The sequence below is a fragment of the Flagellimonas marina genome (assembly GCF_042651185.1).
GTDB lineage: Bacteria > Bacteroidota > Bacteroidia > Flavobacteriales > Flavobacteriaceae > Flagellimonas > Flagellimonas marina.
In genome coordinates, this window is the sequence record NZ_JBHSCL010000011.1 from 1 (window position 1) to 12329 (window position 12329).

At 42.6% G+C, this 12329-nt stretch carries 10 protein-coding genes; 7 read left to right on the plus strand and 3 right to left on the minus strand.

What is annotated here, in order from left to right:
* Both galT and galK read right to left on the minus strand, forming a co-directional pair.
* Positions 1-505: galactose-1-phosphate uridylyltransferase (galT, locus tag ACFOWS_RS17885; RefSeq protein ID WP_379767625.1), on the minus strand; the 505-nt coding region annotated here is incomplete at its 3' end.
* The gene (gene galK, locus ACFOWS_RS17890; protein ID WP_379767627.1) at positions 498-1658 is read right to left on the minus strand and encodes a galactokinase; all 1161 of its coding nucleotides are present in this window, start codon (positions 1656-1658) and stop codon (positions 498-500) included. The genes galT and galK, both read right to left, overlap by 8 nt.
* Positions 1659-2212: 554 nt before the next feature.
* On the opposite strand from galK, the gene ACFOWS_RS17895 reads away from it, so the two are divergent.
* From ACFOWS_RS17895 to fucP, 7 genes are all read left to right on the plus strand, one after another.
* Positions 2213-3100 carry an AraC family transcriptional regulator gene (locus tag ACFOWS_RS17895; RefSeq protein WP_379767629.1) on the plus strand — a complete coding sequence of 296 codons (888 nt, stop codon included), beginning with the start codon at positions 2213-2215 and terminating at the stop codon, positions 3098-3100.
* A gap of 443 nt (positions 3101-3543) precedes the next feature.
* A complete protein-coding gene (locus tag ACFOWS_RS17900; protein ID WP_379767632.1) occupies positions 3544-4554 on the plus strand; it encodes a zinc-binding alcohol dehydrogenase family protein in 1011 nt (336 codons plus the stop codon).
* A gap of 72 nt (positions 4555-4626) precedes the next feature.
* Complete coding sequence (locus ACFOWS_RS17905) at positions 4627-6276, plus strand: UxaA family hydrolase (protein ID WP_379767635.1); 1650 nt, start codon at positions 4627-4629, stop codon at positions 6274-6276.
* Complete coding sequence (locus ACFOWS_RS17910) at positions 6273-7742, plus strand: tagaturonate reductase (RefSeq protein ID WP_379767638.1); 1470 nt, start codon at positions 6273-6275, stop codon at positions 7740-7742. Before ACFOWS_RS17905 ends, ACFOWS_RS17910 begins: the two co-directional genes overlap by 4 nt.
* Before the next feature lie 3 nt (positions 7743-7745).
* A complete protein-coding gene (locus ACFOWS_RS17915; protein WP_379767641.1) occupies positions 7746-8573 on the plus strand; it encodes an amidohydrolase family protein in 828 nt (275 codons plus the stop codon).
* 3 nt (positions 8574-8576) lie between these two features.
* Positions 8577-9371 (plus strand): SDR family oxidoreductase, encoded by a 795-nt coding sequence (locus tag ACFOWS_RS17920; RefSeq protein WP_379767644.1) that lies wholly within the window; start codon positions 8577-8579, stop codon positions 9369-9371.
* An 18-nt stretch (positions 9372-9389) separates the two neighbouring features.
* Entirely contained in the window at positions 9390-10703 is a 1314-nt protein-coding gene (gene fucP / locus ACFOWS_RS17925; protein WP_379767647.1) for an L-fucose:H+ symporter permease, read from the plus strand.
* Between the two features lie 269 nt (positions 10704-10972).
* On the opposite strand, the gene ACFOWS_RS17930 is transcribed toward fucP, so the two are convergent.
* Positions 10973-12328 carry an alkaline phosphatase D family protein gene (locus ACFOWS_RS17930; RefSeq protein WP_379767650.1) on the minus strand — a complete coding sequence of 452 codons (1356 nt, stop codon included), beginning with the start codon at positions 12326-12328 and terminating at the stop codon, positions 10973-10975.
* Position 12329: the final 1 nt, after the last annotated feature.

Here is a 12329-nt window from a genome sequence, read left to right on the forward strand (position 1 = left end):
GTCCATGTGGGTGGGGATTGCTGCATCCCATGATGGTCCCCTTGTTCTCAAAGATCTGTACGTGGCCTATATCCGTGCGCGCGCCCAGTTCCGTGTATTCCTTCTGCCACAGGGAGACCACTTTTTCTATGGCCGTAACTTCCATCAGCGGAAGGGTCAGCGAGTGATCCGGCGAGAAACAGACCACCTTGCATATGCCGGTCTCGCTCTTTCCCAATAAAAGCCCTTGGTTATATACCTCCTTGGGCGTATCTGGCAGCAATGCCGAAAAATCATTGGCAAAACTGAACACGTCCTTATAATCGGGATTGGTCTGCCCACTGGCCCTATGGTTTCCCGGGCACAGATAACATTCTTTGTCGTACGATGGTTTGTCCAAGGCAGGCAACTTCTCCTGTTTGCCCTGCCAGGGCCGTTTGGTACGGTGGGGCGACACCAGTACCCACTCCCCGGTAAGGATGTTGTATCTACGGTGCGGTACTTGGTTCAATCGGTCTTCAGCCATGTCCATTGATTATTGCGGTCCCTTCACTGGGAACGGTCTGGAACGGGGACAGTCCAATGGAAAACTTCTTTTTGTAGGCCTCGCTTGCCGCATCCACAAAACTGTCGACGGCATCCCTGTGGACGATGTTCAGTGTGCACCCCCCGAAACCGCCACCGACCATCCGGGCGCCGAGCACTTCTTCCCAATCCCTTGAGAAATCCACCAAAAAATCAAGCTCGGGACAACTGATCTCGTACTTTTCCCTCTGTCCCCGGTGCGACTCGTACAAAAGCTTCCCCAAACTGGTCAGATCATTGTTCTTCAGGCACTCCACCGCCTCCAGGACCCTTTGGTTCTCCTCAAGCACATAACTGCACCTCCTGTAGCGCAGCTCGCCAAGATCTTCCCTGCACCCGTTGACCATGTCCAAGGTTATCTCCCTGAACGAATTGGGGACGCCATGGCGCTCGGCCACGATCTTGAGGCCCGAAGAGCTCTCCTGCTTCCTGTCATTGTAAGCGCTGGTGGAAAGATTGTGTTTTACGTTGGTGTTGAGCATCAAGATCACATAGGGGGCCATATGGGTGGGAATGTACTCGAAATCGAGCGATCGGCAATCCAGTAACATGGAATGGTCCTTTCGTCCCATAACGGAGGAAAACTGGTCCATGATCCCACATTGGGTGCCCACAAAGTTATGTTCCGCCCTTTGCCCCAGTTTGATCATCTGCCAGCGGTCCAGTCCCAGACCGAAAAGCTCGTTCAGGCCAAAGGCCAGACCACATTCCAGGGCCGCTGAGGAGCTTACCCCGGATCCCACGGGTATGTCCGTCTCCATCTCACAGTCAAACCCCCTTAGGCCCGCTGTGAGCAACTGAATCTCATCCAGAACGCCCAGTACATAATTGTGCCAACCCTCGGTGCCCCTGTCCATTTTTGAAAGGTCCACCACCAGGACACTGTCAAAGCCCTTGCTCTTAACGGTGCACCTGGTCCTGCTGCCATTGGCCCTAAATCTCATGAAAATACGTTTGTCAATGGCCGCCGGTAGAACGAAACCGTCATTGTAGTCCGTGTGCTCCCCGATCAAATTCACCCTCCCGGGGGAGGAAACCTCCAGGTCATATGTGACTTCTGCCTTTTTCAAGCTCTCTTTTATTCTATCTTCCATTAAGTTGGTATTCTTTATCATTTAAATCAAAATCTTAACCATCATCCAATACTACATTAATGAAATATTGCTAAAATCCCTACCATCCTTAAACATAAGCTGTGCAGTATCTTCTTTTCATTTTTTTATTTGATTATAACTTGTTAACAATGGGCTTGTTCCAACCTGTAAGGAAAAGCATAGCTTTTTACTCCTTCGATGGCACCTCCCGTGTTCTTTATGGATAAAAAACCAACTGTATATCCATTACAAGTAAAATTAGCGTCGTGGTCAGTTATACCAAGTGACAAGCTACACAGGTACGCATTCACATACTTTTGCATATGTCGATTTACTTAATATCCCAACCAATTCTTTTTATTCAAATTAACATCAAAATCAGTTTTTTTCTCCAAACAGAAATTTCTTTTACAAAGATGGTTCACGTCTGGAAGGTGTTCTTCCAAATATTCAGCTAAATATGATACTTTTTTGACATTTTTCACTTTATTATTTATTAATCAGTTAATATTGTTCATATTTCTTGAGTTTTTAGTAGAATCACAGCCTTAGAAATGAAACTTCATTACTTAGACAGGAGCAATACCTCAGATAATTCGTTCAGTGTTAAGCACCATGTTTTCCCTTATTTTTTGAGGATATGGCATTATCACCCTGAATTGGAGCTATCCTTAATTGTAAAGAGCAAAGGGACTCGATTTGTTGGTGATAGCATTGAACGATTTCAAGAAGGGGATGTTATACTCATCGGGGAGAAACTTCCACATATGTGGTTAAACGACGACAAGTATTTTTCAAATTCCAAGAATCTTCAGGCTGAGGCCATAGCGATTCATTTTAGAAAGGACTTCATGGGCAAGGATTTTTGTGATTCTAAAGAACTTAGACACATTAAGGCACTTATTGAAAAATCCAGATATGGTTTGAAATTCAATGCTCCTGAAAAGGAGTTGATCGCAAAAATTGAATCGCTTGTTGCCTTAAATGGCTTTGAAAAACTAATGTCGTTCCTGAATATCCTAAATGATTTGACCAACCACAAGGACATCACTCAACTGTCAAGCAAAGGGTATCTCAACATATTTAGGGAAGGGAACAATAAAAAAATGAGCAAAACCCATGAATATATCTTTAAAAACTTTAATAAAGGTAACATTAGTTTGGAAGAAGTTGCATCCATTGCACATATGAGTGCATCTGCCTTTAGCCGTTCGTTTAAAAGGGTCAATGGAAAAACTTTTAACGAATATGTCAATGAGGTGAGAATCGGATATGCATGTAAATTGTTGAACGAATATAATTACAATATATCGAGGGTCTCCTATGAATCTGGATATAACAATATCTCCAATTTCAACAGACAATTTAAAAAAATTACCGGAAGGACTCCTTCAGATTATATAAAACAATACAAAAAATTAATCCTGAACGAAGCAGAATAGGAAAATGTTATGTACCCAACTTCAAATTGGAGTGCTCCGGAATTAACAAACCTTGTTGACAATATGCAAAAGAAATAGATGCTGCACAAGGAATAGTAATACAAACAGTATGTTTTATTTGAGTTAGTTTAGTTTAGTTTTTTTTGATTGGTGCCGGAACGAATATCCTTTGTTCCGGCGCCTAAAAAAGAAAAGTGAACCACATTGCTAATGAATTGAAGGGCTTTCAAATATTCGAATGGGGGGTACTCGAATATTATGATGTATGTCCTGAGCAGACCCTAAAGAATACTAAGGTCAGGCTAGATATATCGCTTATATGCAAAAAGAGAATCTAACAACAATCGATAATGACCAAACCCAATGATAGAATTTGAAAATGTTGACTTTTAAGAGATGATTTGGAGGAACAAACAGATGCAAACACTTATTAAGCAAGGGATATGAAATACATTATTTGTGAGAAGCCCGGAAAGTTAAAGCTTTTGGAAAAAAAGGAACCGTTGAGGAAAAAAGGTGAGGTTCTGCTAAAAATAAAAAAAGTAGGGGTTTGCGGAACAGATTTGCACGCATATTCTGGGAATCAGGCTTTTTTTACATACCCCAGAATCTTGGGGCATGAACTGGCCGGTGAAGTGGAACAAATTGATGACCATAGCGACATCAAAGTGGGTGATTCTGTAGTGGTAATGCCCTATGTTAGCTGCGGAAAATGTATCGCCTGTAGAAAAGGAAAAACAAATTGCTGTTCCAGAATCAAAGTTTTGGGAGTTCACACGGATGGGGGCATGCAAGAAAAGATAACGGTGCCCGAAGAACTTCTCTTACCAGCCAACGGACTTAGCATTGAAGAAATGTCCATAGTAGAGCCCTTGGCCATAGGAGCACATGCCATCAGACGGGCAGGGCTTGGTCAAAACGATGTGGTGGTGGTCATGGGATGCGGTCCCATTGGGATAGCAATCGTTAAAATGGCACAAATAAGAGGTGCCAAGGTAATCTCAATGGATGTTGACAAGCGTAGACTTGACTATGCCAAAAATAAGTTAGGGGTTGACTTTACCATTCTAGCCACCGAAGATGTACAGGAAAAAGTTGCAAAAACCACCCATGGGGATATGGCCAGCGTCGTCTTTGATGCCACGGGAAACAAAACGGCCATTGAAGCAGGGGTCAATTACATGGCCCATGGCGGAAAATACATCCTTGTGGGATTATCAAAGGGTGAACTTGTATTTTCACACCCAAAAATACATGCAAAGGAAACAACATTGATGTGTAGCAGGAATGCAACTTTGGAGGACTTTGAGTATGTTTTGGGGATCCTGAAACAGAAGAAGTTTCCCACCGATTCATTCATTACCCACAATGTCGGTTTTAAAGAAATGATAGCGCATTTTGACAAGTGGTTGGATTCAGATTATGGCGTTATGAAAGCAACCATTGATTTTTAAAAAATGAGTTCCGGCTTCGTGCAAAATTGTTTTGTGGTGCAAGGCTAAAATAGATGGATTAATATAATATATATGCCACGGTACATTAAAGTAGACCAAAAAGATAACATTGTTGTTGCCCTAACGGATTTGGAAGAGGGGCTGTCCATTGAAATGGACAGTACCAATATCCACATACAGGAACATATTAAGGCAAAGCACAAGTTTGCCCTGAAGGATTTTGATTCGGGAGATGAGATCATTATGTATGGGGTTTTGGTAGGAAACGCCACTGGACCCATAAAAAAAGGCTGTGGAATTACCGTGGATAACGTAAAACATGCTTCGGCCGCCTATGGGAGTTCAAAGGAAAAATACCACTGGACGCCCCCTGATATCTCAAAATACAAAGACAAAACCTTTATGGGGTACCATCGTAAAGATGGTAGTGTTGGCACTTCAAACAATTGGTTGGTTATCCCCTTGGTATTTTGCGAAAACAGAAACATTGACATTCTTGAAGGACTACTGGTCAAGAGCTTGGGTTACGGTGCCAAGAAAGACTTTGCGGTTGATGTGAACTCTTTGATCAACAAATATAGATCAGGTGCCTCAGATGAGGAAATATACGACACCCCCATTATTTCTTCCTATGAAGAAATGACTGAAAATAGGGTTTTCCAAAATATTGATGGCATCAAATTCCTAAGACACGATGGGGGGTGCGGAGGTACTCGCCAAGATTCCGAAATGCTCTGCAGATTATTGGCTGGCTATATTGTACATGCCAATGTCGCTGGGGCCACTATACTGAGTTTGGGCTGTCAACATGCTCAAATAAGTATATTAAAAGAGGCCATACAAGAAAAGGATCCCAAATTTTCAAAGCCATTGTATTTTATTGAGCAACAGAAAAGTGGAAGCCAACAAAAGTTGATTGAAGAAGCGATAAAACACACTTTCGTAGGTTTGGCCCAAGCCAACCAAGCCACAAGAAAACCAGCTCCCTTAAACAAATTGGTCCTAGGGCTTGAATGTGGCGGATCCGATGGATTTTCGGGCATTTCAGCAAATCCTTCCTTAGGATACGCTTCCGACCTTTTAGTGGCTTTGGGGGGCACCACGGTGCTTGCGGAATTTCCCGAATTGAATGGAGTTGAACAAGAACTCATCAATAGAAGTAAAACAGGTGCATTAGGCAGAAAATTTTCCCAATTGATGGATGCTTATTCCCAAAAAGCCACAGCGGTTGGATCGGGTTTTGAGAGCAACCCCTCCCCGGGAAATATTAAGGACGGCCTTATAACAGATGCCATAAAATCTGCTGGTGCGGCAAAAAAAGGAGGCAGTTCTCCCATAACGGATGTCTTGGATTATGGTGAAAAGGTCACCCGTCCCGGGCTGAATTTGTTATGTACCCCGGGCAATGATGTGGAAAGCACAACTGGGTTGGCAGGCTCCGGTTGCAATGTCATTGTATTTACGACCGGTTTGGGAACTCCGACCGGAAATCCTGTTGCACCGGTCATCAAAGTTTCCAGCAACACAACTCTTTTTGAAAGGATGAACGATATCATCGATGTCAATGCAGGAACCGTTATCAATGGTGGGGACAGTATTGAAAGTATGGGTGAAAAACTATTGGATCATATTATTGAAGTGGCCAGTGGTACAATTACCGTAAAGGCAGAATTAAAGGGACAACATGATTTTATTCCCTGGAAAAGAGGGGTTTCATTATGATCGACACATTATCCATGGAGCGCTTGAACAGAACAACAGCAAATAGTCCCGTGCACCACCCCGAACGGGTGCTACAATTTGGTGCAGGCAATTTTTTGCGCGCCTTCTCCAACTGGATGATCGATATTTTGAACAGGAAAACGGATTTTGATGGCAATGTCATCGTTGTAAAGCCCACACAAGGTGGGGACTACACTGCATTAAGGATCCAAGATGGCTTGTTCCATGCCGTCATCGATGGCATTGAGGATGGACATATGGTTTCAGAGATCTCATTGATTACATGTATAAGTAAAATAATACACGCTTATGATCAATGGGAAACTTTTTTGGCCACTGCAGAACAACCCGAAATCCGTTTCATCATCTCCAATACCACAGAGGCGGGAATTGCATATTCCGATAAGGACAGTTTTTTGGACAATCCACCCAGTGAATTTCCAGCTAAATTGACCCGGTGGCTCTACCACCGTTTTCTACATTTTGAAGGAGATGGCGACAAGGGCTGTATCCTATTGCCCTGTGAACTAATTGAAAATAATGGAAACGTATTGCTCCAGAATATTTTAAAATATGTCACCCTTTGGAATCTTGGTGCTGATTTTCAAACTTGGTTGGACACAAACAATTTCTTTTGCAACACCTTGGTAGACCGCATCGTATCAGGATACCCCCAGGACAGGGCACAAGATATCCTGACAAGAACGGGATTTCAAGATTCATTACTGGTGGCAGGTGAATTATACCATAGTTGGATAATCGAAGCCCCTCCCATTGTAAAAAAAGAACTGCCCATTTCTAAAACAGACCTTAACGTCCAATTCGTTGAGAATCTTACTCCTTTTAGAAAATTAAAGGTGCACATACTAAACGGTGCACATACGGCAATGGTTCCTGTAGGTTATATAGCAGGACTGTACACGGTAAAGGATTGTATGGACGATAAAATGGTGTTCAATTTTATACGTGGTCTCCTATTGGAAGAAATTGGACCCACATTGGAGGATTTTTCAAAAGATCAAGTGGAAAACTATATCGACACTGTTTTGGATCGGTTCAAAAATCCGACATTGAAACATTTTCTTTTGAGCATTTCGTTGAACAGTATTTCCAAATTCAAAACAAGGTTGTTGCCCGTGTTTGAAGCATATTGCACCCAACAAGGAACTTTTCCGAAACATATTGCATTTTCCTTGGCTTGCCTGATCCGGTTTTATAAGGGTGAATTTGGTGGGAAAGAAATTGCACTGAATGATGATAAGGATACCCTCTTATTTTTCAAGAATGAATGGAATACCGTGACCTATGGAAATGGCACACTCCCTGAAATGGTGCATACCATACTCTCAAATCGAAATATTTTCAATAAAGATTTGACCCGATACAATGGCTTGGCCGATTATGTGGCCCATGTGATTTTTAATATTGAGCAAAACGGGGTGAAAAACAGTCTTCAAAAGCTATAATATATGACCATCGACTCACATCAACACTTTTGGTACTATGATTCCACTAAACATGACTGGATTGATGACAATATGGCCATGATCCGTCGTGATTTTCTACCGGATGATTTAAAAAAAGTGTACCAAGAAAATGGTATTCATGGTTGCTTGGCCATCCAAGCTGACCAAACCCTGTCCGAAACCAATTTCTTATTGGATTTGGCCAAAGCGCATGATTTCATCAAAGGTGTTGTGGGTTGGGTTGACCTCAGAGGCCCATCGGTGGAAAAAGAATTGGAAAAATACCACGAAGACCCCTATTTAAAAGGATGGCGGCACGTGGTCCAAGGGGAAGCCGATCACAATTTCTTGCTTCGTCCCAATTTTGGGAGGGGCATCTCGTTTTTGGAAAAATATGGATACACCTATGACATCCTAGTGTTTCCTTACCAACTGGGAGCCGTACTGGAATTTGTAAAAAAATTCCCAAACCAAAAATTTGTGATTGACCACTTGGCCAAACCCTACATAAAGGATGGCCACTTCGAGGGATGGTCGGTTTTGATGCGGGAAATAGCAAAGCATGAAAACGTGTATTGCAAAATGTCCGGTATGGTTACGGAAGCCGATTATGTGAAGTGGACCGCTGAACAAATCAATCCCTATTTGGAGCATGTGCTGGAAGCATTTGGAAGCAATAGGATCATGTACGGCTCCGACTGGCCTGTATGTTTGGTGGCGGGAACATACCAACAAGTCAAGCAATTGGTGACGGATGCCATTGCGGATTTGACTACATCAGAACAAGAAAATATTATGGGCAACAATGCCCTTGCATTTTATAATTTATAGATCATGGATTTAAATCTAAAGGACAAAATTGTAGTGGTTACAGGTGCGGCGGGAATCCGGGGCAGCATTGGACAAACCATTGTGGACACCTTGGCCAATGAAGGGGCCGTACCTGTTATTGTTTGCCGCAACGCCCGCGGCTATGAATATGAAAAAGAACTTCAGGACAAGGGGATTGACTCCCTTTTTATTAAGACCGATCTCACAGAAATGTCCCAGATTGAGACAGCAGTAAAAAAAATAGGGGATAAATATGGACGTATCGATGCATTGATCAACAATGTGGGGGTAAATGATGGAGTAGGATTGGATGCACCAATCGAAGACTTCATGCACTCATTGAAGTTAAACCTGGTCAGCTTTTATGCCATGACCAAATACAGCTTGCCCTACATCAAAAAAGCAAAGGGAAATATTTTGAACATTGGGTCAAAAGTGGCGCTGACCGGACAAGGGAAAACCTCAGGATATGCCGCTGCCAAGGGAGGTGTTCTAGGCTTGACCAGGGAATGGGCCGTGGACCTGATCATGGAAGGCATACGGTGCAACGCCATCATTATTGCTGAAAGTTGGACCCCGGCGTATGACAATTGGATAAAAGCATTGGACAATGGGGAGGAAAAATTAAAATCCATTGTAAAAAAAATTCCCTTGGAAAACAGGATGACGACCCCCCACGAAATAGCGGATACCTGCCTCTTTGTCATTTCTGAAAAATCTTCACACACTACAGGACAGTTTATTACTGTAGATGGTGGCTACATACACTTGGATCGTGCACTTCTCACTGAAATTTAACCTTATTAGACCTATGACATGAATTCCAAAAGCACACCAATAGTAGCAAAAGCAATTGTGGTACCCTTTATTCTCATTACCTCACTTTTTGCGTTATGGGGATTTGCCAATGATATTACCAACCCCATGGTATCTGCCTTCAAAAAGGTGCTGGAACTGGATAATTTTCAAGCATCACTGGTACAGTTGGCTTTTTATGGCGGTTATTTCACCATGGCCTTGCCAGCGGCCATTTTTATAAACCGGTACTCCTACAAAAAAGGAATTCTATTGGGGCTCGCTTTATATGCAACGGGGGCCCTACTCTTTTATCCGGCCGCGGCCTTCGAAGCTTTTGGGTTCTTTTTGGCCGCCCTTTACATTTTGACCTTCGGACTCGCATTTTTGGAGACCACGGCAAATCCCTACATCCTTTCCATGGGAGGCGAAAAGACGGCCACGCAACGTCTAAATCTGGCACAGGCCTTTAACCCAATTGGGGCATTGGGAGGGTTAATCGTTGCACAGAATTTTATTTTGGGAACCTTGCAATCCGATGATTTGGACGAATCGGGAGCTTCCATATACGAAACACTGAATGAAGGCGCCAAGGCTGTAATAAGAACTGCGGACCTTCAAGTCATTAGAAACCCGTACGTACTGCTTGGTTTGGTGGTCATTGTCTTCTTTATTCTGATTTTTAGCCTTAAAATGCCTCAAAACAAAACAGAAGGCAGAGTATCGATCAATGGCTCCATAAAAAGGCTCTTTCGTTCCAAAAAATTTATAGGAGGGGTCATTGCCCAGGCATTTTATGTGGGCGCCCAAATTATGTGTTGGACCTACTTGTACCAATATGCGGAGTCCATTGGTATAGATAACCAATCCGCGGTCAACTATGGAATTGGTGCCTTGGTGGTCTTTCTCATAGGCCGCTGGATAGGTACCGTACTGCTCAAATATATAAACAGTGGAAAGTTAATGCTTTACTTTTCAATGGGTGCCCTGCTATGCACATTGACCACCATCTTTGTTCCCGGCCATGTAGGGCTGTTCGCGTTGGTGGGCATCTCTTTCTTTATGTCGATAATGTTTCCTACAATATATGGAATGGCACTTGAAGGCCAAGGTGAGGACGCAAAATTTGGATCGGCATTTTTAGTCATGGCCATTGTTGGTGGCGCTTTGATGCCAACACTGCAAGGTTTGATATTGGACATGGGTGGCAAAGGCTATACGGACATAAAGATTTTTGGAGTGCCTGAGGTAAATTTCTCATTTATGCTCCCAGCTCTATGCTTTATGGTAACAGGTTACTATGGTATACGATTCTATAAAGACGGTCCAAAATAAAGATAGGGATTCTGATCCTTTATGTGCTGTCATATACCAGGATTGAAACGTTCATAAGCCAAGTCTTGCACTGATGCCAAGGCATACCCCTATATACAGTTTAATGGGTTAATTATCAAACTGATATTGTTCATAATGGCTCTCAGTTTAATAAGGTTTTTTTTAAAATTAGGAACCCCGTATTAGCTAATTTAAGGTATATTAAGATTTTCTTTCCATACTTTGCCCTTCTATGTATGTTGTCAAAATCTTAACGTTTCGCCAATCGTTTATTTAGAGAGATGGCCTTTTGCCTGAAATTTGGCTGAGTAAACCTCTTTTCCATCCACATTGTAATGGGTAAATTCAATTTCGGGCCGACTGGACTGTCTGGTTATTTTCACTCCTAAGAAACCACCATTCACCCTCAAAAAACGGTGCTGTGGTCTCACATCATCCTGATCCCAGCCTTGAGAATGTGAGTTACTTACCGGACCAGAGCCAAATTCATTGACCTGTGTTGCAGAATCAACTGAATGATACTGCCAGTGACGATCTCCATTGATGATATAGACATTGTCTATTTGTGAGAGCATTCCCCGCATCCAATCCCCTTCGGTTTTAAAACTCTTATTGGCATGGTTGTCCTTTTTCCTATCGCTATCTGGTCCAACGATGGGTGTAGCAGAAAATAAGATTTTAAATGTAGCATCCGACTCCTTTAGCGTCTGCTCTAACCACAATCTCTGTGGTGTACCCAGAATCGTTTTTTCCGGGCCATCGTCCATGTTGTTCTCACATCTGAATTCCCGTCCCTCCACCAACCAGATTTGCAGGTCTTTTCCCCATTGAAATGTTCGGTAAGGTTCACCTCTCAACGGGGCATTTTCCTTCCATATTTTTAAACCATCACTCCAACTTAATTTACCATAAGCTTTATTCTTATCGCTGATATCGTCTTGCAAAAGATCATGGTCATCCTTAATCATGTACATGGGTGCTTTAAGATGAAAATCAACCAATGAGGGCCATGAGTCCATGGCATGCCACTTGTGACGAGCTTTTGGAATATCCTTTGCCATGGGCCCCTTTCGATCGTAGTACACATAATCTCCTGTCTGAACAAAAAAATCGGGATTCATTCTATTCATGGCATCATAAACTTTGAATCCACGCAGACTATCATCATAGCTCCAGAAAAATTGACAGGTAGAAGTAGTGAAGTGAATAGATTTTTCAGCTGTTTTTATGGGAGCCGTTCTGAAATACCCATCGACTTTGTGTCCAGACCCTTTTGATTCAACGGTTACCTCATATTGGGTATCTGGTTTTAATGAACTGAATTCATGGCTTGCCGTAAAATCATCCTCCTCTGTTACTTTTATCCATGGTGATACCTTGCTTTCGTATCCATTGGTTAAAGTGAATCTAACTTCTCCTTCTGCGCCAAAAACCCCTCCATCTACCGAATCAAGAGCCATTTCTTCATTAAAATCAATCGGGTAACTCGGATGGGTATCGGTCTTTTTATGTATAATGGGATTAGGTGTAGCTTGACCATATAGTCTGGTCCAGATAAGTGCAGTAGAATCTGATACTTCCATCGCCTTGAACCCAGAGGTGAAGAATTCCTTTTTATTAGGCATT

Coding starts and splice junctions, on each gene's coding strand:
- galK (WP_379767627.1), bottom strand. CDS start 1,658: ATGGAAGATAGAATAAAAGAGAGCTTGAAAAAGGCAGAAGTCACATAT.
- ACFOWS_RS17895 (WP_379767629.1), top strand. CDS start 2,213: ATGAAACTTCATTACTTAGACAGGAGCAATACCTCAGATAATTCGTTC.
- ACFOWS_RS17900 (WP_379767632.1), top strand. CDS start 3,544: ATGAAATACATTATTTGTGAGAAGCCCGGAAAGTTAAAGCTTTTGGAA.
- ACFOWS_RS17905 (WP_379767635.1), top strand. CDS start 4,627: ATGCCACGGTACATTAAAGTAGACCAAAAAGATAACATTGTTGTTGCC.
- ACFOWS_RS17910 (WP_379767638.1), top strand. CDS start 6,273: ATGATCGACACATTATCCATGGAGCGCTTGAACAGAACAACAGCAAAT.
- ACFOWS_RS17915 (WP_379767641.1), top strand. CDS start 7,746: ATGACCATCGACTCACATCAACACTTTTGGTACTATGATTCCACTAAA.
- ACFOWS_RS17920 (WP_379767644.1), top strand. CDS start 8,577: ATGGATTTAAATCTAAAGGACAAAATTGTAGTGGTTACAGGTGCGGCG.
- fucP (WP_379767647.1), top strand. CDS start 9,390: ATGAATTCCAAAAGCACACCAATAGTAGCAAAAGCAATTGTGGTACCC.
- ACFOWS_RS17930 (WP_379767650.1), bottom strand. CDS start 12,328: ATGCCTAATAAAAAGGAATTCTTCACCTCTGGGTTCAAGGCGATGGAA.